Source organism: Idiomarina abyssalis, assembly GCF_900116625.1.
GTDB classification, from domain to species: domain Bacteria; phylum Pseudomonadota; class Gammaproteobacteria; order Enterobacterales; family Alteromonadaceae; genus Idiomarina; species Idiomarina abyssalis.
On the sequence record NZ_FPBE01000001.1, the window covers coordinates 74,510 to 99,340 of the forward strand.

The 24,831-nt window shown below is 47.2% G+C and carries 22 protein-coding genes and 1 tRNA gene; 12 read left to right on the forward strand and 11 right to left on the reverse strand.

Going from position 1 to position 24,831, the window contains the following annotated elements; translation table 11 throughout:
- Window positions 1-2: 2 nt before the first annotated feature.
- Window positions 3-848, reverse strand: coding sequence for an SDR family oxidoreductase (locus tag BM359_RS00400; protein WP_054488471.1), 846 nt, complete (start codon window positions 846-848; stop codon window positions 3-5).
- Between the two features lie 70 nt (window positions 849-918).
- Here BM359_RS00400 and BM359_RS00405 point away from each other — a divergent pair, with 70 nt between their 5' ends.
- From BM359_RS00405 to BM359_RS00430, 6 genes are all read left to right on the forward strand, one after another.
- Complete coding sequence (locus BM359_RS00405) at window positions 919-2,832, forward strand: PilZ domain-containing protein (protein ID WP_054486868.1); 1,914 nt, start codon at window positions 919-921, stop codon at window positions 2,830-2,832.
- A gap of 95 nt (window positions 2,833-2,927) precedes the next feature.
- Window positions 2,928-4,313, forward strand: a complete 1,386-nt coding sequence (locus BM359_RS00410) for a M28 family metallopeptidase (protein WP_054486870.1) — start codon at window positions 2,928-2,930, stop codon at window positions 4,311-4,313.
- Window positions 4,306-5,283, forward strand: coding sequence for an amidoligase family protein (locus BM359_RS00415; RefSeq protein ID WP_054486872.1), 978 nt, complete (start codon window positions 4,306-4,308; stop codon window positions 5,281-5,283). Before BM359_RS00410 ends, BM359_RS00415 begins: the two co-directional genes overlap by 8 nt.
- Window positions 5,256-5,915 (forward strand): gamma-glutamyl-gamma-aminobutyrate hydrolase family protein, encoded by a 660-nt coding sequence (locus BM359_RS00420; protein ID WP_054486874.1) that lies wholly within the window; start codon window positions 5,256-5,258, stop codon window positions 5,913-5,915. The genes BM359_RS00415 and BM359_RS00420 overlap by 28 nt, the downstream gene beginning before the upstream one ends.
- 120 nt (window positions 5,916-6,035) lie before the next feature.
- Window positions 6,036-7,667 (forward strand): methyl-accepting chemotaxis protein, encoded by a 1,632-nt coding sequence (locus BM359_RS00425; RefSeq protein ID WP_054486876.1) that lies wholly within the window; start codon window positions 6,036-6,038, stop codon window positions 7,665-7,667.
- A gap of 46 nt (window positions 7,668-7,713) precedes the next feature.
- A tRNA-Ser gene (locus BM359_RS00430) sits at window positions 7,714-7,801 on the forward strand.
- 235 nt (window positions 7,802-8,036) lie between these two features.
- Here the strand turns inward: BM359_RS00430 and bfr (BM359_RS00435) are convergent.
- From bfr (BM359_RS00435) to BM359_RS00475, 9 genes are all read right to left on the reverse strand, one after another.
- Window positions 8,037-8,504: a bacterioferritin gene (gene bfr, locus BM359_RS00435; RefSeq protein ID WP_054486877.1), complete on the reverse strand. Its 468-nt coding sequence runs from the start codon at window positions 8,502-8,504 to the stop codon at window positions 8,037-8,039.
- On the reverse strand, window positions 8,504-8,980 hold the full coding sequence (gene bfr, locus BM359_RS00440; RefSeq protein WP_054486879.1) for a bacterioferritin: 477 nt from the start codon (window positions 8,978-8,980) through the stop codon (window positions 8,504-8,506). The genes bfr (BM359_RS00435) and bfr (BM359_RS00440) overlap by 1 nt, the downstream gene beginning before the upstream one ends.
- Window positions 8,981-9,013: 33 nt before the next feature.
- Window positions 9,014-9,238, reverse strand: a complete 225-nt coding sequence (locus BM359_RS00445; protein WP_074930735.1) for a (2Fe-2S)-binding protein — start codon at window positions 9,236-9,238, stop codon at window positions 9,014-9,016.
- A 62-nt stretch (window positions 9,239-9,300) separates the two neighbouring features.
- Complete coding sequence (locus BM359_RS00450) at window positions 9,301-10,278, reverse strand: calcium/sodium antiporter (RefSeq protein WP_054486881.1); 978 nt, start codon at window positions 10,276-10,278, stop codon at window positions 9,301-9,303.
- Between the two features lie 36 nt (window positions 10,279-10,314).
- On the reverse strand, window positions 10,315-12,186 hold the full coding sequence (locus BM359_RS00455; RefSeq protein ID WP_054486883.1) for an acetate--CoA ligase: 1,872 nt from the start codon (window positions 12,184-12,186) through the stop codon (window positions 10,315-10,317).
- A 102-nt stretch (window positions 12,187-12,288) separates the two neighbouring features.
- On the reverse strand, window positions 12,289-13,230 hold the full coding sequence (locus tag BM359_RS00460; RefSeq protein WP_054486885.1) for a zinc transporter ZntB: 942 nt from the start codon (window positions 13,228-13,230) through the stop codon (window positions 12,289-12,291).
- Between the two features lie 73 nt (window positions 13,231-13,303).
- Entirely contained in the window at window positions 13,304-14,362 is a 1,059-nt protein-coding gene (locus BM359_RS00465) for an ABC transporter ATP-binding protein (RefSeq protein WP_054486887.1), read from the reverse strand.
- On the reverse strand, window positions 14,363-15,991 hold the full coding sequence (locus BM359_RS00470; RefSeq protein ID WP_054486889.1) for an ABC transporter permease: 1,629 nt from the start codon (window positions 15,989-15,991) through the stop codon (window positions 14,363-14,365).
- Window positions 15,992-16,012: 21 nt separating this feature from the next.
- Entirely contained in the window at window positions 16,013-17,038 is a 1,026-nt protein-coding gene (locus BM359_RS00475; RefSeq protein ID WP_054486891.1) for a Fe(3+) ABC transporter substrate-binding protein, read from the reverse strand.
- A 174-nt stretch (window positions 17,039-17,212) separates the two neighbouring features.
- On the opposite strand from BM359_RS00475, the gene BM359_RS00480 reads away from it, so the two are divergent.
- Genes BM359_RS00480 through BM359_RS00495 form a run of 4 tightly spaced genes read left to right on the forward strand, consistent with a single transcriptional unit; the run spans window position 17,213 to window position 22,436 of the window.
- Window positions 17,213-19,042, forward strand: coding sequence for a cation:proton antiporter (locus BM359_RS00480; protein WP_054486894.1), 1,830 nt, complete (start codon window positions 17,213-17,215; stop codon window positions 19,040-19,042).
- On the forward strand, window positions 19,005-20,255 hold the full coding sequence (locus BM359_RS00485; protein ID WP_074930736.1) for a PqiA/YebS family transporter subunit: 1,251 nt from the start codon (window positions 19,005-19,007) through the stop codon (window positions 20,253-20,255). The genes BM359_RS00480 and BM359_RS00485 overlap by 38 nt, the downstream gene beginning before the upstream one ends.
- A complete protein-coding gene (pqiB, locus tag BM359_RS00490) occupies window positions 20,252-21,892 on the forward strand; it encodes an intermembrane transport protein PqiB (RefSeq protein ID WP_054486896.1) in 1,641 nt (546 codons plus the stop codon). The genes BM359_RS00485 and pqiB overlap by 4 nt, the downstream gene beginning before the upstream one ends.
- Window positions 21,885-22,436: a PqiC family protein gene (locus tag BM359_RS00495; RefSeq protein ID WP_054486898.1), complete on the forward strand. Its 552-nt coding sequence runs from the start codon at window positions 21,885-21,887 to the stop codon at window positions 22,434-22,436. The genes pqiB and BM359_RS00495 overlap by 8 nt, the downstream gene beginning before the upstream one ends.
- Here BM359_RS00495 and BM359_RS00500 read toward each other — a convergent pair.
- The gene (locus BM359_RS00500; protein ID WP_054486901.1) at window positions 22,433-23,743 is read right to left on the reverse strand and encodes a capsule assembly Wzi family protein; all 1,311 of its coding nucleotides are present in this window, start codon (window positions 23,741-23,743) and stop codon (window positions 22,433-22,435) included. The two genes, BM359_RS00495 and BM359_RS00500, sit on opposite strands and share 4 nt — an antisense overlap.
- Before the next feature lie 116 nt (window positions 23,744-23,859).
- On the opposite strand from BM359_RS00500, the gene BM359_RS00505 reads away from it, so the two are divergent.
- Entirely contained in the window at window positions 23,860-24,336 is a 477-nt protein-coding gene (locus BM359_RS00505; protein WP_054486903.1) for a hypothetical protein, read from the forward strand.
- Window positions 24,337-24,452: 116 nt separating this feature from the next.
- Window positions 24,453-24,773 carry a BolA family protein gene (locus tag BM359_RS00510; RefSeq protein ID WP_054486905.1) on the forward strand — a complete coding sequence of 107 codons (321 nt, stop codon included), beginning with the start codon at window positions 24,453-24,455 and terminating at the stop codon, window positions 24,771-24,773.
- Window positions 24,774-24,831: the final 58 nt, after the last annotated feature.

Here is a 24,831-nt window from a genome sequence, read left to right on the forward strand (position 1 = left end):
CGTTATTGACGCTGCCACTGTTTAACCAAAGCTGCATAACCCTGACGAAAGCTGGGGTACTGCAGTTGGTAGCCACTGTCTTTAAGGCCTTTATTCAGGCAGCGTTTGGAGCCTCTGGGCCCTACCTCAGTATCGATATTTCCCGGCAGCTCCAGACCGAGCTGCTGAGCAAGCCATTGGTAAACTTCATATTGCTTCACGGGCTCATCGTCATTGACTAAATAAACGGGAAGAGGGCGGATGACTTCTGTCAACAAGTGGACGATAAAGCCTGCGACATCGTCCTGGTGTATGCGGTTGGTCCAACTGTCGCGCAACTGGACTTTTCCCTGACTGAGCTGGCGCAGTAAAAAGTCACGACCTTCGCCGTAAATGCCGCTGCAACGAAGAATTGAAGTTGGGCCCGGCAACGCATGAATAAGTGACTCCGCCTGCAATAATGCCTTACCGGAAGCTGATGTAGGTTCAGTTGGACTGTTCTCATCTATCCATTCGCCTTCGCGTTGCGCATAAACACCTGTGCTGGAAACGTAAATAATATTCGGCTGATGGGCTTGCTGTGATAATACTTGCTGCAGATGTCGGCAGGGGACGACATAACCCTGGTGATAGCTATCTTCTGCTCCTTTCGCCGGGGTGAGAGTAATCAAGACGTTGTCCCATTTCTGTCTAAACAGCTGATAAAGCTCTTGTTCGTTGCCGAGGTCAGCAGCTATTAAGTCGACACCCGGGCGCACGGGTTTATTGCCGGGTGTTCTGCAAACTCCGGTAACCTGGTTTTTAAATGCGCTAAGCCTTTGCGCGACGCGGTCTGCAATATCACCGTAACCAAGTAAAAGCGTTTGCATGAAGATCCTCTTAGCGTTAATGTAAATTAAATGTTGAACAAAATAATAACGATACTGACCAGCAGCCATTATGAGCAGTGACGCCCCAATAGAAACCTTAGTTGATGAGCTTAAAACAGATTACCATCGCTCTCAATTTGAGTCTCTGTTTAAACGCAAAACAGCGCACTTAAGCGGGCCGGAAAAGCTCAAGCTTCGCATGCAAATTACCGAACTGGCCAAACCCGCATTGGGCGTTGTTGATCTCCGCAAAAAAATTCCTGCGGAAGTTGAACCCTATACCTTTCAAGGCCGCACACATTACTTTGACTTAACCGCCAGAAAAATATTTGAAGAAGGCTTACGTGCTTATAAAGGGGTTTTTACCAATGACACCAAAGCAAAAATACTGGCGTTAAAAGCGCACCATCAAAAACTTGCTGAACATAAAGCTCAGGAGCAGGAAGAACAGAACAATGCGCTAGACAACTTTGTGGCTGGCTATGAATATAAGCGTAGTGAAGAACGAGTGAATCTGGTTACCGCAGTGAAAATGGAACTTGCTGACGGGCAAAGGTTAAATGCCATGACGGTGGATGTTTCACATTCAGGGGTACAGCTAAAACTTCCTTTTGAACAGCAGTTGACTGGATTAAAGCATGCTCGTGTAACTCTCTATTTTTGTGGCTTTTCAGATGATTTTACTTTTGATGCTAATACTGGCTACGAATACCGGGTTGTCGGCGTAAAAAATAGAGATACCTGTTTATATCTGCGTTTAAAGCGCTTTGATGAGTCGTCGGATGATGACCTCAGCCCGCTTCTGTCAGACATTGTGACCAAGTCCAGAAGGCGTTACAAAATTAATGTTGAACATGTCGCACAACAAGTCATTGCGCGGGGGTATGAGAATTACTGGTTTAATGCGATTCAGGCTTTGCCTATTCTTCTTAGCAACCACTCCAGTACCTTTGCGGTAATAAGAACAGCAGCAAACCAGACACTACTGAATAGCTGGCAACAGCATCAAGGGGACTTGCTTGCTGAGCTTCTTGAGCAGACGTGGGTGCAAACCAGCGTTTCAGAGTTAAGAGACTCCCGAAAAGAAACCCGTCGGCAAGTGACATTTTTTCGTATTAGCTTGCCGGTGAATAAAGTCTGGCGCGAGTACTTACTTCCTCTACAGGCATTGCAAACAGATAAGTCTTTAATGGCCACCTTGAGTGCGCTACGGGCTGCTGGCTATGGTACGCGCTGTTACCAACTAACAATAACCTATAGTAACGAAAAGCAGCTTATTTACGCTGAGCTAAACCCAATAAGGACACCGCTTTGGCAGAATAAAACGGATGAAAAGCCAGATTTATCCAGGTTGCAGGACTACCGCTCTAAAGGGGCGGAAAAATTAAATTTCAAGCGACTCAGTGATGAGTCCTCAGCAAAACATAAGATTTTTCCTCATGTATTGTCGAATGCGCTCTTTCTCTATAAACGAGGCGTTGAGTGGAAACCTGAGCTTGCCGGGCTAATGTCGTTAACAGAAGGCTTACCCACATTGTTTAATGAGACTGAATTTTGGTTAGCTAATGGGGACCGGATTCTTGGTGGGCGACGGCTCAGCTCCCATATAAGGCAGAAGCTTCGCCAGTTATCGGATGGGAATGAGTTTTCGTCGCGTATTCTGATTTTAAGAGTAAGCAGTGCGCTTCAAAAAGAAGCGGTTATGGGGCGAGATATTGGGGAATACGAGAGTTTTGAAGAGGCCGCGGAATATATACGCTTTCTAAACGACAACAGTAACTTTGTTGCGGTTCTGGTCTCAGCCCAGCCCTGTGCTAACCGCTTCCCAGAGGAACTGAGTGAAAGTTTGTCCTATATTCACCGCTACTTACCGCATCGGGCAAAAGAACTGGAGCACAACTTTTCTCAGCTTCAGGCGGTTATGACGTTGACTGACGTGACCCAGACTCTCATTGACCTGTCTGAGTTGACTGTGCCGTCGTAAGTCAACTATTTGTATGACTGATGGCCGTGACTTTCCATCGTCGGGTATTTGCCCCATAATCAAATCATTGTTTATTTAATAACAGGTGTTCAATTATGTTGAAATCATGGGCAAATCCGCTTTTAGCAGCAAGCATAGGGTTGGCATTACCGCTAACGGCTATGGCGCAGGACGGTATCGATTATAAAGAGCAGGAGAAACTGCACGAAATAGCTGGTGCAATGCAGGCCGATCGTATTGAAAGTGACATTCAGACTCTGGTCGACTTTGGCACTCGTCATACCTTATCTGAAACCGAGTCGGATACGCGTGGTATTGGTGCCGCAAGACGCTGGATTTTTGCCGAATTTGAACGTATATCCGAAGCCTGTGGCGGCTGTCTTGAAGTCATGTATGTCAGCGATACAATTTCCGGTGAAACGCGCATACCTGACCCTGTGGAAGTGAAAAGTGTTATTGCCATTCAACGGGGCAAAACGGACCCTAACCGTTACGTGATGATGTCCGGAGACATTGACTCGCGCGTTAGCGATGTTATGGATTATACCTCAGACGCTCCCGGTGCAAACGATAACGCCTCTGGTGTCGCCGGTGCGTTAGAAGCGGCACGAGTGCTAACCCAATACGAATTCGACGGCTCTATTGTTTATGCGGCCCTGGCCGGTGAAGAGCAAGGTCTGTTTGGCGGGAAAATTCTGGCCGAAAAAGCCAAAGAAGAAGGCTGGCACCTTACCGCAGTGCTTAATAATGACATGATTGGTAACATTGAAGGCATTAACGGAGTCATTAATAACACCACAGCACGGATTTTTGCTGAGGGCACCCGTATGAATGAATCAGACCGCGAAGCGACCATGCGTCGTTTCTATGGTGGTGAAGTAGACTCTCCCTCACGCAACCTGGCGCGCTATATTGATACAGTGGCGGATCGTTACATCAACAACTTAGACACGATGATTGTTTATCGCTTAGATCGCTTTGGTCGCGGCGGGCACCACAGACCCTTTAACGATTTAGGTTATGCGGGTATCCGTATTATGGAAACCAACGAAAACTATAATCGTCAGCATCAGGACCTTCGTGTTGAGAATGGTATTGAATATGGCGATACCATAGAGGGTGTCGATTTTGATTACGCGGCTAAACTAACTGCGCTGAACGCGGTTTCTATGGCAAGTATGTCGTGGGCACCAAGACCACCTGCCAATGTCGAGATAGAAGGTGCAGTAAAACCGGATACAACTTTACGCTGGGCACCCCAGGAAGAAGATGAAGAAAATATTGCGGGTTATAAAGTTTACTGGCGTTTAACCAGTGCCCCGCAGTGGCAGTTCAGTCGCTACGTTGGTAATGTAAACGAGTACACACTGGAAAATGTGGTGATCGATAATTACATTTTTGGTGTAGCTAGTGTCAGTAACGATGGCTTCGAAAGCCCAGTTGTATTTCCGGGACCAGCGGGGACATTTTCTATTGAGTAATGAGTCGTTTAAAGCATTAACTGAGCCGCTAAATTATGAAGGCGAAGACCGAAAAGTCGGTTTTGAACTGGAATTTAGCGGCTTAACTTTAAGCCAGACTATTGATGTCATGCAGCGAGTACTGCCCGGTGAGTTAGTTTCTGTTTCCAAAGCGGAACAAGAAATTGAGGTGGACGGTCTTGGTTCGTTTAAAGTTGAGATTGACTGGGACTATTTAAAACGAAAAGCGAAAGCAGAGGGCGGAGACAAGTCCGCCTGGGTGCGAGAACTCGGCAGTCTTGCTGAAAACCTTGTGCCCATTGAAATTGTCTGTCCGCCGTTAACGCTGGAGCAATGTGAGCAGTTACTTACCTTAACGGACGCGCTGAGAGAAGCCGGAGCAAAAGGTACAGATGAGTCCTGGATAGCCGCTTACGGTGTCCATATTAACCCCGAAGTACCATCATTAAGTGCCAATGTATTGCTGCGTTATTTACAGGCATTTTCTCTGTTGCAGTGGTGGCTGGTTGAAGCGCATCGTGTTGATACAACGCGCAAACTCAGTCCTTACATCGATAAATACCCCGAGGCCTACATCCGACTGTTGGTTAACCAACATGAGGTGACTCAGGAACAGCTTATCGATGACTACCTTAAGCACAACGCCACTCGTAACCGTGCTTTGGATATGTTGCCTCTCTTTGCTTTCTTAGACGAAGAAAAAGTGATGGGAGCAGTAGATGACAAAAAGATAAAGGCCCGTCCGACTTTTCATTACCGCTTACCGAACTGTCAGCTTGAACATCCTGACTGGCAGTTAACCGAGCCCTGGAAAGTTTGGTGGGTGGTCGACGCTCTGGCTAATGATCAGCAAGCGTTAGACTATTGGAAACAAGCGTTTATTGACGCTGAGCGTCCCTTAATTGGTGTCTCAGAAAAAGACTGGAAAGAAAGGCTGGAGCAATGGCTGAAAGACCGCGAGTGGTTGTAACCGGAACCGCCAGACGTTGGTCTCCGTCCTGGTGGTGTACCTGGCTTATTCTCAAATGCCTTGGAGCTCGTCCTTTGCGTTCGAGTGTCAGGCACCGTTGTGAGCCGGACAATATCGATGCAGTGATTATTGGAGGAGGGGACGACATTAGCCCCTCACAATATAACCAGCCGCCAGAGCGTGACGGCGAGTATGACCCTGATCGCGATGAACTCGAAATTGCCTGGATACGCTGGGCTCTGGAGAATAAGAAGCCGCTGTTAGGCATTTGTCGCGGTTCGCAGTTAATTAATGTAGTGCTCGGTGGCGAACTTGACCAGAACATTCGGGAATTGCGTCAGTTGACCTATAACCGCCCGGGACTTTTACCCACTAAGCAGGTATTTATTGAGCCTAAAAGTAAATTGGCGAAGATTTGTAGAAAGCGAAAACTGAGAGTTAATAGCCTGCATTCGCAAATCGTCAAAAAAACGGGTGTTGGTATGCTTGCTGTGGGTTGGGACTTGGATGGCTTTTTGCAGGCCTCCGAGGGGCAGGATGAGCAAACCATTATCGGTGTACAGTGGCACCCTGAATACTTATTTTATGTACCTAGCCAAGTTCGAATTTTTCGTTGGCTTATTAAACAATAATTGAACATATCGATTATACCTACCTCAATTTATCAATTTTTTTGATCCACCCTGCGTTTCAATCTGTATAACCGTTCAACAACTTAGAATCGACTTATTAAAAAGCCTTTGGAGCGCTAAATGACCATAGCAAATCGTTTGTATGCAGGGTTTGCCTTTATTCTGCTATTACTTGTTATAACCACCATCGTCGGTACATATCAGGTTGGTGAAATTGATAAAACCCTGGTAAGAGTTAACGAAGTGGGTAGTGAAAAACAACGGTTTGCTATTAACTTTCGAGGCAGTGTGCATGACCGTGCAATAGCCTTGCGTGATTTAGTTTTGGTTGAAAATGCCGACCAACGTCCACCTCTACGTGACCTAATTGCTGATCTTAAATCCAATTACAGCAAAGCAGATAGCGGTATGACTGACATTTTTTCCGATAACGAGTTGGTAAACAGTAAGGAACGTGAGTTATTGAGTGAAATTGAAGACATTCAGGCTCAGGGTCTGGCGGCGGCTGATGAAACAGAGCGCCTGTTAAGCTCGAACCAAAGGCAACAGGCTCAGGAATACGTCCTTAATGAAGTATCGCCAATTTATGCGGAGTGGTTAAACCGAATTAACGCCTTTATTGACTATCAGGAACAAAGTATCTCAGCCGGTACGGAAGAGGTAATGAGCCGCAGTGAGAACTTTGCCACCTTAATGTGGTGGGTTACTGCGTTTGCCATTATCAGTGGCGGACTGGTGGCCTGGCAAATCGTAGTTAAACTGACACACACGATTGGCGGTGAACCCGAGGAAGCGGCTGAAGCTCTGCAACGAATTGCCGATGGCGATTTAACCGTCTCTACCCATACACGCTATGAAGATAGCATGATGGCCGATGTTAACCGTATGGTGAATCAGTTACGGAGTATTCTGGGAGATGTTAATGAGTCAGCAAGTACCATTCTGAATTCCTCGAATGAGCTTGCTGAAACGGCTGGGAATAACCAAAAACTGGTGGTTCAGCAGCAAGAGCAAACGACTCAGGGCGCAACCGCTATTCATCAAATGTCGCAAACGGTTCGTGAAGTTGCTCAGCATACAGAGCAGGCGGCGCAGTTGGCCGATGATACCGACAGAGAAACAGTTGCAGGCAGCCGTGAGGTCGAAGCGACGGTTCTTTCCATTGAAGAGTTAGCCAACCAGGTTGAAGGTGCTGCTAAAGTCATTGGTGAACTGTCTGACAACACGGCAGAAATTCACAAGGTGCTGGAAGTGATAGAGGGCATTGCCGACCAGACAAACCTACTAGCATTAAACGCAGCTATAGAAGCGGCACGAGCTGGCGAACATGGCCGGGGTTTCTCGGTGGTTGCCGATGAAGTAAGGGCGCTGGCGAACCGGACACAGGATTCAACCCGCAGTATTCAAAGCTTAATTGAAACCATGCGAGGCAGTGCGACTGATGCAGTTTCAGTGATGGACAAAGGCAGGGAGAAAGCGGCAGAAAGTGTGAAGCAAGCCCGTTCAGCTGGTGAGTCCTTACACGCGGTCAATAATTCGGTGGCAAAAATGAGTGACATGAATGCGCAAATTGCTACTGCAGCGGAAGAGCAAACAGCGGTTGCAGAGGAAATTAATCAAAACTTCTCCTCAATTACAGAGGCTGCGGAGCAAACGGCAGCAGGCTCAGAGCAAATTAGCGAAGCCAGCCGTGAACTGAATGAGTTAGCAAAACGGTTAAATAATGGCATGAAGCGCTTTAAAATTGCTTAAACCCCTTGATTAGAACGGCTAAAACCCCTACCATAGCGGCCGTTCTGGAGAGGTGTCCGAGTGGCTGAAGGAGCACGCCTGGAAAGTGTGTATACGGCAACGTATCGAGGGTTCGAATCCCTCTCTCTCCGCCAGATACAAAAGAAACCGCCCTTGAGGCGGTTTTTTTGTGCCTGCAGAAAGAGGGGACTTGATGAAAACCCTGCCGGTTCGACAAAACGGCAGGAAAGCCGTTTTGAACAGCGCGTCAGCGCTGCCCGAAGGGCGAGGGCCATGGAGGGCCCGAGTTAATCCCTCGATCGAAGCCAGATACAAAAGAAACCGCCCTTGAGGCGGTTTTTTTGTGTCTGCAGAAAGTGAGGACTCTATTTACATCATACTCTGTAAGTAAAGTTGCTCGCCCAGGCGATCCATCAGGTTCAGTTGAATTTGTAACCAGTAAGCGTGATCTTCTTCGGTATCTTTCAAAATGCCGACCAGCATCTCACGGGTGACATAATCATCAACTTCTTCACAGTACTCAATGACTTCGCGTAACGTTTTTGCGTTGTTGTACTCAAGCTGCAGATCGTTTTCCAGCATTTCGCGGACATCTGAACCTATGGTATGAGGTTCACGCGCATCCATTTTGGGTTTACCTTCCAGAAATAGAATTCTGCGAATGAGCAAGTCCGCATGACCACGTTCATCATCAATTTCATGGTTAATACGCTCATAAAGCTTCATTAAGCCCATGTCTTCGTATTGCCGTGAATGCGATGTGTACTGGTCAATTGAAGTGAGTTCAAAAGCCAGAAGACGATTGAGCTGCTCAACGACGTTATTATCTCTGTTCATTATTCAGCTCCTTGAATTTTTGTTTGCAGATAAACTTCATTGCCAAGGCGCGATATAAGATCAATTTGGGTTTCAAGCCAGTCGAGATGCTCTTCCTGAGAGTCGAGAATGTCACGCAGGGCATTGCGGCTGACGTAATCCTGATGTTGCTCACACTCTTTAATCGCTTCGCGTATGGCACTGACATCTTTAAACTGAACTTTGTGGTCCAGCTCCAGCATTTCTCTGGGGTCTTCGCCAACGTATAACTTGCCAAGCTCCTGTAAATTAGGAATGCCTTCTAAAAATAGAATGCGTTCGATGAGAACGTCGGCGTGCTTCATTTCATTGATAGAAGCTTTGTAGACAGGTTTGTTCAGGCTTTCAAAGCCCCAGTTGCGATACATGCGAGCATGAAGAAAGTACTGGTTTATAGCGGTAAGTTTTAGCGTCAGTATTTTATTCAGTTGCTGGATGACTTTAGCATCACCTTTCATAGCCGTATTACTCCTTAATTCATTAGGTATGAATTAAGTGTAGCATACGGAAACCGGAAGTTGGGTCTCTTTACCTGCTTGGTTGGATCGTTGTTCGAGAGCTTCGTGAAGTACGTCTTTGGCGCAAGTTTTACAGCATCCACACTGAGAAGCCACACCATATTGTTGGCGCAGGTCTCGCATAGAATTCACTTCACCAGAAATAACCGCCTGATGAATGGCTTTATCATTAACGCCCTTACAAAGACATACGTACATAGACTATCACCTCAGTTAGTAATGATAGTCTATGTTAAATGCGAACGATTTGCAATAGTGTTTTATTGCGGTGCGATGAAGCCAGTCTTCAATAAGTACAGGGTATAGAGCAGGTACAGGCAAATAAAGATAATACCATGTACGCGATTAATTCGTCCCTGACGGGCTTTGCGAATACCGAAGACCATCAGTAACAGCGTCAGTACTGCCATTGCAACCCAGTCACGGCTTAATACAAGCGGCTCAAGTGACACCGGTTCAATAGCGCCGGCAATACCCACAACTGCCAGCGTATTAAACATATTTGAACCAATAACATTACCCAATGCCAGGTCGTGTTCGTTCTTACGCGTGGCCGCAATTGCTGAAGCCAATTCCGGTAAAGAGGTGCCGATGGCGACTACGGTAAGGCCGATGACCAAGTCACTGACACCAAGCGACACGGCGATGTTTACCGCGCCCCAGACTAAAGCGCGGGAACTGACAATAAGCAGCAACAGTCCGACAATAAGCCAGATAATAGCGGGCTTCATCGGTAAAGGGTGCGAGTCAATTTCTTGCGTGTATTCAGCGGCTAAACTGTCGTCACTGCTTTTCGAGCCTATCCATACAGACCAGCCCATATAGCTAAGGAAAACAACCAGTAAAAGTACAGCTTCAAGTCGTGTTATTTGGTAATCGAGAAGGAAAACTGCGCTTAACAGGGTAATGGCTATTAAAACTGGCATTTCGCGACGAATAACGACCGACTTTACAGCGATAGGCGCAAGCAGGGCGGTTATACCCAAAACCAGAGCAATGTTGGTAATGTTTGAGCCGTAAGCATTACCCAAAGCTAAAGCCGGGTTACCTTGCATAGAGGCTAAGGCCGACACCACCATTTCAGGTGCTGACGTGCCAAAGCCAATAATGACCATACCGATAACCAGAGGCGCCATACCCAGATGTCGTGCTACGGCAGCCGCGCCTTCAACAAAGCGGTCAGCACTCCAGACTAATACCGCTAACCCCAGAACAACCGCAACAATCGATAACGTCATAACACCCTGTTCCTGTTAAAAAGAAAGGGCGATAGTTTAACGCAGAGTTTCCTTAATAGCATCAATACTTGTTGGGTCGTCAATGGTCGATGGAACGGCAACATCATCCCCTTGCAAAACTTGCCGGATAAGACGCCTTAATATTTTCCCGGAGCGAGTTTTAGGTAATCTGGGAACAATGTGTAAGGTCTTCAGGCAGGCAATTGCGCCAATTTCGGAGCGAATAGACTGGATGAGCTCTTGCTGCAATTGCTCATGACCAATAGTGGATGAATTTTTAAGAATGACAAAGCCAACTGGCAACTCTCCTTTGAGTTCATCGGGCTGGGCAACCACGGCGCATTCTGCTACGTCTTTATGGCTGGCCAGAATTTCTTCCATTTCGCCGGTAGACAAGCGGTGACCGGCAACGTTTATCACATCGTCCGTGCGACCCATAATGAATACATAGCCGTCGTCATCTATGTAACCGCCATCGCCGCTGCAGTAGTAACCGGGGAATGCATTCAAATAACTGCCCTGTAGCCGTTCCTCGTCACCCCAAATGGTGGTTAAACAACCCGGAGGTAAAGGTAAACGCACACAAATGGCACCTTCTTCTTTACTGCCTAGACTTTTACCCAAGGGATCCAGCACGCTGATCTCGTAACCCGGAACCGGGAAGGTTGAAGAGCCGGGTTTCACTTTAACTGCGCCAATTCCCACGGGGTTGGCGCTCATAGGCCAGCCACTTTCTGTTTGCCACCAGTGGTCATAAACCGGTAAGTCGGTGAGCTCTGTTGTCCATTCGTACGTTGCAGGGTCTAAACGTTCGCCAGCCATGTAAATACGTTGCAGTGAGCTAATATCGTAGCGGCTCAGGTGCTCGCCTTCGGGGTCTTCTTTTTTTATCGCCCGGAACGCGGTGGGAGCGGAGAAAATAGCACTGACTTTATAGTCCTGAACAATGCGCCAGAAGGAACCTGCATCTGGTGTGTTAACAGGTTTTCCTTCGTAAAGAATACTGCTGCAGCCGAAAATTAAAGGTCCATAAACGATGTAAGAGTGGCCAACGACCCAACCAACATCAGACGCCGTAAAGAAGACTTCTCCGGGGTTTAGCCCATAAACGTAATTCATTGAAAAGTTTAAGGCGACAGCGTACCCACCGTGATCACGTACCACCCCTTTTGGTTTGCCGGTGGTGCCGGAAGTATAAAGAATATAAAGCGGGTGGGTAGCCGGTAAGGGAACAGCTTCAGCGGGGCTGGCTTTTTCCATTGCTTTCGCCCAGTCGGTGTCCTGGCCGTCCTGCATTTCAGCCTCACACTGCTCGCGCTGATAAACAATGGTACGGGGGCTAAACTGCGCTTCTGCCAGTGCCTTATCAACAATAGGCTTGTAAGGTAAAACCTTGCTACCTTCAATACCACATGAGGCGGTAACGATGAGCTTGGGGGCGGCATCGTCAATGCGAACGGCAAGTTCGTGTGCTGCAAAACCACCAAAAACAACCGAGTGAATCGCCCCAATGCGCGCGCAAGCCAGCATGGCAATAGCTGCCTGAGGGATCATCGGAAGGTAGATAATGACCCGGTCACCTGTTTCAACGCCTCGCTGCTTCAGCACGTCGGCGAAGCATGCGACCTGATAGTGCAATTCGTTAAAGGTGTAGCTTACTTTACTTTGAGTAACCGGAGAGTCGTAGTAAAGAGCGACTTGCTCACCGCGGCCCGCGTTAATCTGAGCATCGAGTGCTAAGTAACTGACATTAATTTCGCCGTCCGGGAACCAGTCTGCCATGCCATTTTTCCTGACATGCGCAGCAACTTTTGGTGGTTTGAACCAATGCAGACGACGCGCCTGGTCAAGCCAGAATCCTTCAGGATCTTGTTGAGCTTCTGAATAGACTTTCTTATAGGGTTGCATAGCACTACCTCAAATCCTTTTATGCAGAGCCTTTTAGCATATTCCGTTGGCTTAAATTTCCTATTCGACTTAGGTCTAAGCTGGCTTTGATCTCAATCGCAATTACCAGAATCTAAGTCGCCTTAGCAGCAAAAACTCAACAATGGCAATAATGACTAGCGAGCCACAGAAAATCATAAAGGCATCAGCATTTTCAACACCGGGCATGCCGCCAATATTAATGCCGAAAACACCGGTTAAGAAGCTGAGAGGTAAAAACACACCGGCAATAACGGAAAGCCAGTAAGTGTTGCGGTTCATTTTTTCTGCTATCGCCTGCTGCAGTTGCTCGCGTTGCATCCACACCTGTTCAAGCATTAAGTCAATTTGTTCGAACAACCGTTGGGTTGTGTCGCGTTCGTTGATCAACCATTGGTGCAGTTCGGGTGTCATGACTTTTTCAGCTTCGGTACTGAGTTTTTCTAAAGCCGCCAGCTGTGGGCGAATAAAACGGTTTAGGCGCAATAATCTGCGGTGCAGGGCTGTGAGTTTTACCTGAACCGACGCAGTGTTATCAAAGCCTTCACCCTCAATGGCTTCAAGTTGCTCCTCCGCGGATGAAACGACATCTTCAATACGCAAGTTTATCTGCTCAATGAGCGCGACGATAAAATCGTGTAACGACTCAGGTCCCATCTGTTGCTGGAGTTGCTCCCTTAGCTTTGCTATGGATAAGAATGGGCGTTTGCGGAAGCTGTATAAAGCGCCTTTATAATACAGTATGCGCAAACTGAGCATGTCTTCCGGTGACTCACCGGTGTTTAAGTTAACGCCGCGTAGCAACAACATAAAACCATCGGGCAGACGCTGGAATCTGGGACGGGTGTCTTCTTCGAGTACCGCGTCAATGAGAGGTTCGGGGATCCCTGCCTGAGTTAGCCATTCAGTCAGGCCTTCAACGTCACGTTGGAAATGAAACCAGGTATTCTTTGTGGCTTCGGACGGTGTCTGAAGTTGTGTCGCGGGATGTTGATTGAAATCCCAGGCATCAATTAAAAAATCCATAGAACTCTCGCTTTAAGACTATTATTCAAAGTCTATAGCGAGGCGTTTAACTTGTCATTGTTTTCAGTAAGCTTCAGTCCGGAAGTTCACAAAGTGATGAGTCGAAGACGACTAAATGATCAAAGTCGATATCAAAACCAATTTGCTCGCCAGTTTGCAGGGGTTGGTGAGAAGGACCTACCGCAAGTACATGACTGGTGTCTGAAAGCTCCAGAGTATAGAGATAGTGAGAACCGCGGAACCCGCAACCAACAACAATGGCTTTCATTTCACTCTTGTTGTTGATCAATACATCGTCGGGGCGAACAAGAAAGTTCACGCTCATATCGGGTTTATTACTTAATTGAGAATGTTTAATGGTGCCAAATGCACAGTGCAGTTCCTGATCCTTAATTTCACCATTAAGCAGCACACCACGGCCAATAAAGTCAGCGACCAGTTGGTGAGTCGGCTGGTGGTATAGCGCATAAGGTGTTTCCCACTGGAGCAGTTGACCGGAATACATGACACCAGCCTTATCAGCCATCGCAAAAGCCTCTTGCTGGTCATGAGTTACCAGCAAAGCCGTAATTCCTTCTTCTTTAAGTAAACGCCGGACGTCGTGAGCCAGTACTTCTCTTAATTCTGCATCGAGGCTTGAGAAAGGTTCATCGAGTAACATGAGTTTGGGCTTTGGTGCCAACGCTCTGGCAAGAGCAATACGTTGCTGTTGTCCTCCAGATAACTCATGGGGGTAGCGGTTCTGGTAACCATTAAGACCAATACGGATGAGTAACTCTTTAATGCGCTCATCCTGCTGGGTTTTCGACAACTGATTAATACCAAAGCGAATGTTATCGGCAACGGTTAAGTGCGGAAACAGTGAAAAGTCCTGAAACATCATGCCGACATGACGTTGCTCCGTTGGCCACTGTACTTTGTCGGACGATACCGTCTTGCCATGCAGTTCAACTTTGCCTCCTGAAACAGGAGTGAAACCGGCGATAGCACGCAACAGGGTAGTTTTACCGCAGCCACTGGGACCTAACAGACAGCCAATGTCCCCGGGTTCTAAAGACAGGTTGAGCCTGTCGACAATAAGGTCACCGGAAAGTTGGATACTGACGGTATCGATATTCAGTAGTGTGCTCATTTACTCACCTGTTTTTATCGAATTACTGCGCAAAGCACGGGATAACATAATAACCGGAATAAGACCGACCGCGACAATCATTAAAGCCGGAGGGCCTGCATCGGCAAGCCTTTCGTCGGATGCCATTTCAAATGCCCGTACAGCCAGCGTATTAAAATCAAAGGGTCTTAATACCAGGGTCGCCGGCAGCTCTTTCATAACATCCACCAGAACGAGAATAAGAGCGGCTAACAACGGGCTGCGCAATAATGGTAAATGAATTCGCCATAAAATACGCTTGCCGCTCGCGCCTAAGGTACGGGCACTGTCATCCATTTGTGGGGTTATTTGTTCAAGCCCTGAATTTACGGTTTGTAGTGACACAGAGAGAAAGCGGACACTATAGGCAAACAGCAGCGCTATGACGGTACCGGACAGTAATAACCCGGGGTTAAAGTTAAACAGCCATTCGCTGATAGAGATAATTTGATTATCGAGCCAGGCTAATGGGGACAGTAACCCTACCGCGATAACGATACCCGGAATGGCATAACCCATACCGGCCAGATTGATAGCCGCCCGCAGTGGTCGTGTCGGGTGGCGACGCCGGCCATAAGCAAGCCAAAGCGCCAAAGCAACCGTAATTAATGCTGCTAACAGCCCTAACCAAAGCGTATTAAAGGTTAAAACCCAAAACGCACTTTGTTGCCAAATTTCAGATTTTTGTATGGACCACCACAGAAGTTGCGATGCCGGTATGGCGAAGCCAAGAACAACAGGAAGCCAGCAAACTGAAGACGCAACCGCTGCGCGCCAGCCACTTAAAGGGCGGCGCTGAGGTGCTCTGGTGCTTGAGCGCTGTTGATAGAAACGGGCGCGGCGACGAGAGTATCGCTCGACCATGATGAGTATAATGACGAAAACCAGTAAAAGCGCTGATAGTTGCAACGCGCCCTGTGCGTCACCAATGCCGTACCAGGTGCGAAAAATTCCCGTTGTAAAGACCGTTATGCCAAAGTACTCCATCGTACCGTAGTCAGCCAGAGTCTCCATTAATGCCAGAGTGACACCGGTTGCAATAGCAGGGCGCGCCAAAGGAAGTGCGACTTTCCAGAAACTTCTTAGCGAACTGGCCCCCAGGGTTCTTGCACTTTCAAACGCCGTGGTGGACTGCTGCATGAAGGCGGCGCGAGTAATAAGGTAGACGTAAGGGTAAAGTACGATACAAAGAACAAAAACCGCACCGCTGAGGCTGCGGATTTCGGGAAACCAATAGTCACCAATACTGACAGAAAATATATCCCGGACCAGCCCTTGTACCGGTCCTGCGTAGTCGAGTAAGCCGGTATAAGTATAGGCGGTAATATAGGCTGGCATGGCTAATGGCAGCAATAATGCCCAACTTGTCCAGCGCCAACCGGGAAAGTCATACTGACTGATGCACCAGGCTGTACTTACGCCTAATAAAGTGACACCAATACCAACGGCAAATAACAAGATCAGGGAGTGACCGATATACTCTGGTATAACGGTTTGCCATAAATGGTATAGGGTGTCCCATTGAGGGTTTAATAACGACAAAGCTACCACAATAAGTGGTAGCCCTATCAACACCGCGACGGCAAACAGCAATAGCGTGCCACGGTTCATTTGCGTATCTCCTGATACAAATTAACGCCAGCCAGCGCGGTTCATCAGACGAACGGCATCGCCGTTATTTTCACCGAGGATATCCATTTCGATATCGTCCTGTTTGAAATCGCCCCACTGTTGAAGTGTTTCGCTCCACTCAACACCTTTGCGAACCGGGTATTCATAGTTGGCCTGAGCGTACCATTTTTGTGATTCTTCAGAGACCAGGAATTCAATCAATTTTTGAGCCTGCTCAACATTTTTCGCATGTTTTGTCACGCCGATACCGGAAACGTTAACATGAGCGCCTTGTTGATCCTGAGCCGGCCAGAATATTTTAACTTTCTTTGCGGCTTCACGTTCTTCCGCGTCATCTGAGTTCAGCATATGGCCAAAGTAGTAAGTATTAGCTACAGCGACATCGCAAACACCAAAGGCTACGCCTTTAATCTGGTCGCGGTCGCCACCTACGGGTTTACGCGCAAAGTTTGCGACAAAATTCTCTGCCCACTTTTCTGTTTTTTCTGCGCCGTGGTGTTCAATCAGTGCTGCCACTAAGGACTGGTTATACAGGTTATTGGAAGAACGAATGCAAATGCGGTCGTTCCACTTGTCATCAGCCAGGCTTAAATAAGACTCTAATTCTTCTGGATTTACACGCTCTGGCGAATAAAAAATAGGACGGGCACGTAAACTGAGCCCGAACCAGAGGTTATCGGAAGAGCGGAAATGAGCAGGAACTGCAGAGTCAATTGTGTCGGAATTTACTGCCTGGAATGCGTTAGCTTCAACCGCACGGTGAAGGGCGCCGGCATCTACAGTTAGAAATAAGTCAGCCGGTGTATTTTCACCTTCTGAGTTAAGGCGGGCAAGCAATGCATCGGCTTTACCTGTTAACAAGTTAACTTCAATACCGGTTTCTTCGGTAAACTTTTCTAAAACGGGTTTGATCAGGGCTTCTTTTCGCGCTGAGTAGATATTAACTTCAGCGGCGGCGCTAGTGAAAGACACCAGTGTCGCAGAAGTCGCGGCAAGCAAGGCTAATAATTTATTTAACTTACGCATTTAAAAGACTCCTTTACGAACTCTATATGGTCGAAACGCGATGATTATATCAAACAAAACAAATAATGATAGCCATTCTCATTTAAAAAATAGTCATCTAAATTCGGTATTTGAGGGTAGTCAAGGTATTAGCTTCTGCTATTCTAAAAATGACTTACTTTCAGCGGAGAATTTATGTCTGACTTATCATTGCTTGCCCTGATTGGTGTGCTGTCCATTTGTTGTCAGTGGTTAGCGTGGCGCATTAAGCTGCCGGCAATACTGCCTTTGCTTATTTGTGGCTTATTGCTGGGACCCACTCTGGGGTTATTGGAGCCGGATGCGTTATTTGAAGATTTGCTCTTTCCTTTTGTCTCTCTGGCGGTAGCCGTTATTTTGTTTGAAGGCAGTCTCACGCTGAAGTTTGAAGAAATTCGCGGGCATGGCCGAATGGTAACCAACCTGGTCAGTATTGGTATGTTGGTTACTTTCGTCGTCATTGCAGTTTTGACGCATTTCATTATGGGTTATGGCTGGGAAATTTCGGCGTTATTTGGTGCGTTAGTTGTGGTAACAGGCCCCACAGTTATTCAACCAATGATACGCTCTATTCGGCCTATCAATAAGCTCGCTAATATTTTGCGCTGGGAAGGGATTATTATTGACCCGCTCGGTGCCTTGCTGGCGGTATTGGTGTATGAATTTATTATCGCCAGTCAGGACGTTGCTTTCCTGCATGCGCTTCAGGCGTTCGCGACAACTGTTGCTCTTGGTTTTGCTTTAGGTTGGGGAGCTGCTCGCTTGTTAGGTCTTGCACTGGGCAGAGGTTGGTTCCCGCATTACTTACAGAATGTTGCAACGCTCACTATCGTATTGGGTGTTTTCGCTCTGTCGAATGCCATACAGCATGAGTCCGGTCTATTAACCGTTACGGTTATGGGTATGGTTATGGCCAATACCCGTAATCTGAATATGGAAGAAATACTGGAGTTTAAAGAAACACTCAGTGTATTGCTGATTTCTGCTCTGTTCATTATTTTGGCTGCACGACTAGATTTCGCTGAATTTGATGCGCTGGGAATGCCCGCGGTTATTCTGCTGGCCATTATTTTGTTTGCAGTAAGACCTTTAGCCGTATGGCTTTCAGCTATAGGAACCGAGCTGAGGTTCAAAGATAAGGTTTTATTATCCTGGATTGCGCCCAGAGGTATTGTCGCGGCCGCTGTTTCGGCGTTATTTGCTTTGAAAATGGAAGAGTCGGGCTGGACTGAAGCCGCGGCGGTTGTTCCTTTAGTTTTCCTGGTAATAATGACAACGGTTGTCTTACAAAGCTTAACGGCGAAGCCATTAGCCCGAATGTTGGGCTTATTAGAGCCCTCAGCCAAAGGTTTTTTGATTTTTGGGGCCAACCAAATGGCTCGGGCAGTTGCTAAAAGTTTACAGGAGAGCGGTATTCCTGTGCGCCTGGCAGACACCAACTGGGAGAATATTAAGCTGGCCCGTATGGACAATTTACCAGTGTACTTTGGTAACCCTGCCTCGGAGCATGCTGCCAATAATATTGATTTGACCGGCCTTGGAAGGCTATTAGTCATGTCTCCCTATAAACAACTTAACCCGCTTGTATCAATGTACTACCAGGACTGGTTTGGCTCTAAGAAAGTGCATGGGCTGAATGGCGGTGAGCAGGATTATCGTGCCAGCCATCAGCTAACGGAAAGCTACCGAAAAACACTTAATTTATTTGGCGAAAGTGTTACCTATTCGAAACTTGCCAGCCTTAACTTTAAAGGGGCGAAAATTAAGTCTACGCCCATTACCGATAGCTTCAGTTTCGCTGATTATCAACAGAAATATGGGACAAGAGCGTTACCGATGTTTGCGCTGGATGACGCAGAAAAGGTTTATATTTTTACCACGGAGCGTGAGTTGATTCCTCAGCCAGGGTGGACTGTAATTGCCATGATTTCAGCGGAGCCTGAAGAAAATGATAGCGAAAAAGGCGGCGAAAAGGGAACAGACTGACGTTGTTGGCTGCCCTCAGTGTGACTGGGTAAGCCAACGAACCGAGCTTTCAAAACGTGAGCATGCTGAGTGCCCACGTTGTGGGTATTTCCTGGAAGGTGCGGCTACCAGGCATCACACCCTGGTGGCTATAGCTGCAGCAGCTTTAGTCTTACTGCTGGCGAGCTTACAGGTCAACTTTATCAGCTATTCGGTCACCGGCTCTGAGCAATCGATGACGTTGATGGATGCAGCCTGGCAGCTTTCCTTTTTTCACGAAAAAGTATTGGCCGTTTTAGTCCTTTTGACTGTTATTCTAATTCCCGTTTTGTACCTTGTTAGCCTTATATGGGTGTACAGCCAGATCCATAATTCGGGCAGTAACCGATTAAACCGATACTTCCTGCGTTTAATGGAGCATTTGAAACCCTGGCTAATGACCGATGTTTTTTTACTCGGGACTCTGGTGTCATTGGTGAAAATATCGGGTCTGGCAGAGGTTCGTTTACTTGAGGGGTTTTGGGGCTTCAGTGTTTTTGTCGTTCTACTATTGTATGTGTACGAGCGAGCTAAACGTACACCGATATGGGACTACTATATGGCGACATCCCGACCCAATATACATGTGCAAGCTGGAATGACAGCAAATGAGCAGGGTTTGCAGACCTGCCCACTTTGCCACGCCTTAAACGCTAAAGACGCCGATAAATGTTACCAATGCACCGAGCCGCAGAAAACAGCGTGGTGGCGGAAGCCGGGGACAACTTTGGCATTAATTTTTGCTGGCGCTATTATGCTAATTCCAGCGCACTGGCTGCCGGTAATGGAAACGGTACGGTTTGGCAACGAGCAGCCTGCAACCATTATTGGCGGGGTTACTGAATTATGGCAGGCCGGCGATAGGCCTGTAGCTGTAATTATTTTTGTCGCCAGCCTGGTTATTCCGGTCGCGAAAGTTTTAACACTGGCGGTGTTGTTGCTACTGGCTCAAAGGCAAACGCCGGCCATTGTCCAGAATCGCTTATTATTGTTTAAAGTAACCGACTGGATAGGACGTTGGTCAATGATTGATATTTTCGTTGTAGCAATACTGGTCGCTTTAGTTCGGGGTGGGACTGTTATGTCGGTATATCCTGGCAGTGCGGCAGTGTCCTTTGCAGCTGCTGTTGTTCTTACTATGCTTGCAGCTATGAGTTTTGATACGCGCTTATTCTGGCGAGAGGCACATAAATGACTGAAAATTCGACAACCCGGGTTCGTAAATCCGTAGGTATTTCTCCGGTCTGGATTGTGCCATTGCTGGCGCTTCTGGTCGCACTTTGGATGGTTTGGCAGGATACCCGTGGGGCAGGCCCTACCATTACTATTGAAGTTGCGGACGCTGAAGGTCTTGAAGCTGGAAAAACTCAGGTGCGGGTTCGTAATGTCGACGTTGGGCAGGTTACTGAGGTTCGGTTATCTGATGACTTCTCTTCGGCAGTGGCTGAAGTGGCTATGAATGAGGGAACCGAAAGAATGCTTAATGCCGATACGCGCATTTGGGTGGTTAAACCCAGAATTGGACGGCAGGGCGTCAGCGGTTTGGGAACCTTGCTTTCTGGTGCTTATATTCGATTGCAGCCAGGAGATTCAAAAGATCAACAATTTCACTTTAAAGCATTAGAGCAGCCCCCGGTAACGCCTCAGGAAACACCGGGACGCCGTTTAACCCTCACAAGCGAAGGGCAAACAAGCGTTACTGTAGGGGACTCAGTTCAGTACCAGGGGTTTACCGTTGGCCAAGTTGAACAAGCCGAGTTTTTAGTGGATGAGCGAGAAACACGTTACCAAATTTTTGTAAAAGCGCCGTACGACGAGTTAGTTACTCAAAATACACGGTTCTGGTTGCAGCGTGGGGTATCTATTCAATGGAACTCCCAGGGGCTGGACTTAGCACTTGGCTCGTTAGAGTCGCTGTTGGGTGCCAGCGTAACTTTTGGTGTGCCTGAGGGGCAGCCCAGGGGTGATAAGCTGACAGGCGAGCAGAATTTTGAGTTATTTGAAAGCCTTGAGGAAGCAAAGCAGCAAGGCTATATCCATGGTATTGACTACGTTGTACTGTTAAATGAGTCCGTTTCCGGACTGGATAAAGGTGCCCCGGTACAATTTAAAGGGGTACGTGTTGGAACGGTCAGGGAAGTCCCTTTGCGCTGGTTCCCGGATGAGAGTGAAGAAGCGCCTTTAAAGCGTATTCCGATACTGATTCGGTTTGAGCCTGAGCGTTTAAGAGGCTTGGTCGCAAATACCGATATTGAAAGTTGGAAAGATCGCTTACCTGACTTATTCGAACAAGGATTAAGAGCGAATATCAGGGCGTCAAACCTGCTAACAAATACGTTATTTGTTGATGTCAGGTTTTACCCGAATGCACAACAAGCTGATGTTGCGGAGACTTTTGCCGGGCATCCGGTCATGCCGGCTATGGCCAGTGACTTCACACGGTTAGAAGAAAAGCTGACGGAACTGATGGATAAGTTTAATGCACTTCCTCTTGAGCAAGGGTTGAGTGACTTCTCAGGAGCAATGCAGTCGGTTGATGAAACCGCACAGAAGCTGGAAAGCGTTTCTGATAGTCTGACTCGAATTGTCGAGCAGCCTCAGGTGCAACAGCTGCCAGAGTTATTGCAACAAAACTTGATTCAGTTGAAAGAGCTAACGGGCAGCGTTAGTGAAGGGTCTCCAACCCGGCAGCAACTCAACCAGACATTAAATGAAATTGAACAGCTTTCACGTGAGTTAAAGCCTGTTATTGAGCTGTTGCAGGAACAACCGAATTCACTTATTTTCAGCCCATCTGTTGAGCCTGATCCGGAGCCAAAAGCCTATGAATAATGGATTTATTGTCAGAGTACTAAAGTTGGTTGGTCTGACCGCTATAGGGGTCTTAATAACGGGGTGCTCTTCTAACTCATATGAAGTGACTCAATACCGGCTGCCTCATCTGAGCCAGTCAGCGGAGGCGCTTTGCCTGGCAAATAAACGTCCGGTTTTTGTAGGTGATTCTGCGTCAAAACCAGGTTTGCAGCTCCAGCAAGATGAAACTCGTTGGCATAGTGCTCGTCAGCATCGATGGAGTACGCCCTTAGCTCACCAGCTGCAACGCAGTGCTCAGAGATTATTGCTTACTGACGATTGCGCCGGGAAGTTAACCATTTGGGTTGACGATTTTTACGGAAGCAATGACTCAAGAGCTGTTGTTGCCGGGCATTGGCAATATCAAAGTGCTGATGCTCAAATTGTTCTTGAGGGAGCTTTTACCGAGAAAGTTCCGCTGAGAAACGATGGTTACCCGGCGTTGGTTAACGCACTCGATACGGCATGGCTGAATGTGATGGACACGATTAGCCTGGGTGTTGGCGATAAAGTGGCGCGTTAGAAGCGCCACTCACCACTGATTTGTATACCGACTTCGTTGTCGTAACTGCTGCTATCAATATATTGCAGCGAAAGTTTAATCAACCCTGAAAATGCCGGTTCTGTTCTTCTCAGCAGAGCTCTCGATAAGGTCTCATCGTTTTTCTTTTTACTGTGGCTCAGTAATGCCGTCCAGGCCGAGCCGTCAGCAGAAAACTGACGATAACTTGTCGATACGGTCTGACTTTGGCGTGGGAATGGAGATCCGGGATTACGTTGGTGATGTAAAAAGTACTGTTTTTGGTTTTCATCTAACGAGTAAAAGTCATGCTCTGTTCCGCCATCAAGTTGACTGTATTCAACAGTCACGCTGTGGCGACGCTCAGTTGAGCCGGTCATCCATTGCGCACCCAGGGTATATGCAGGTTTGTCATCGGCCTCCAGTTTACGGTCAATGCCAAGTTCAGCGTAAGCTGAAAACTGATGTGCTCCCCAGTCAAAACCCGTTCGGGCATCGGCTGTTAACATACGGTTATCCGGCCGGTTATCAGCACTTTGCTCAATAGCACTGATTCCAAACCACAAATGCTGAAATAACTGACTGGAAAAGCGGATACCGTTGACCTGATAGTAATCACTGTAACCATCATCCTGATAAGCACTAAACAAACTAATTTTAAAAGGGTTCATACCCGCAGGAGGATAGTCCGGAGCATAGTCGATTCGAATTTTAGGCATAGGGCGTGCGTTATTTGAAAAAAGCAGACTGCTATGTTCTGCCGGCCCCCAGCGTAAAGGTAGAGAATCCAGGCTGAAACTCCAGTCATTGAGGTTATAAGCCAGGTAACTGCCATCTAATGTTTTCTTATGGTCACCTTCGAAAGGGTCCTGCCGGTAGTTTACCTGAACTCTTGCTGCCCAGTTGGTACCGTGCATACTTCTGCTTAAACTGATTTTACCTTCTTCATAAATATCATCACCGTAGTCCTGAACGACTTGCTCACTGTCCGTTGCGCCAATGTACCAACGTGTTTTAGGGCCGGTCTGAGCTTGTGAAAGTTGATGGCGTACATGCCGCAGAGCCAATTGTTGTGTTGTGCTTAGCTCTTTTATTTCAAGCGCATCGAGCTCGGGTAAAAGGCTTTTCCAGGTAACCGGAAATTGTTGTATCGGGGTTTTAATCAGTCCAGACTCCGCCAAAACTGTCAGGCTATTTCGTAATTCGACATCATTAGCTTCAATCCAGACGGAACTGACAGCTACAGGAGTAAGAAGTAAGCTAAAACTACCGATTATGAGCGTATTGCGAATAAATGAGATGGATGACATGAAACTGATTTGAATCCCTATGACAAATTACATTCTATATTGCCAGAAATTTTAACACTAAGACAACGGTTTATCTGAGCTTTTCAGTTATAATGTGAAGCTCCGGAGGTTTGGTTATGACTTTTAAAAACATTTTGTTTTGCGTGCTGTTCTTGCCGCTGCTGATTGGCTGTAGCCAGGAACAGTCAACAGGTTTGCGCAGTGCGGAAGTAAAAGCACTGGATGAAAGTATGTTACCAGATGAGCGCTGGCAACTGAGTAAGGCGACAATTGAGGTTAGTTTTTGTCGGGATCGTGTTAATGAATCGTTGTTGGGATCAAAGTCTGAATTAAGAGGCTGGCGCTTGTCAGGCGAAAGCACAGCCTTTCCTCCTTATAGGAAAGAGGGCTTAAAGGCATTGGCAAAACTGTTTGAGGAAGTGGATATATTGCTATGGCAGATAGAAGGAAATGTGAGCGCTCAGCGTTACCACATTGTAAAACCTTCCGGAGATTCCAGGGGGAGCGTTGCTGATACCGTTTTCCCCGCGGTCGTAACCTTATCTTCCATTCCAGAGGTTTGTTATGTGGCTGTGGATGACTCTGAATATTAAGAAAACTTTATTTATTGAAAATTCGTAGAGTTAGGTTGTTATTCGTAAAAATTTTCTGCGGTTCGACAGAACTCAACTAAACTTGTTACTTAAGGCGAACGCAGAGGGGATCAGTTATGTCTATCGGGTTAATTATTGAGAATAAATTGAGAGAAGCGTTCACACCAGTTCATCTGGAAGTGGAAGATGAAAGCTATATGCATTCAACCGGTGCTAATGCTGAGTCTCATTTTAAAGTGACTCTGGTAACGCCAAAATTCAGCGGGGAAAGGTTAATTAACCGACACCGCGCGGTGAATAAAATTTTAGCAGACGAATTGATGAACCATATTCACGCTTTGGCTTTGCACACCTACACGCAAGGCGAATGGGAGCAGCTAGGTGAATCTAGGCGCTCACCAAATTGCCTCGGTGGGTCAAAAATAGCGACAAATTAAGAAAAAATACGCATGTCTGATGTGTTCCTGCGTTCGCATTGGTTACAATAGCCAAAAT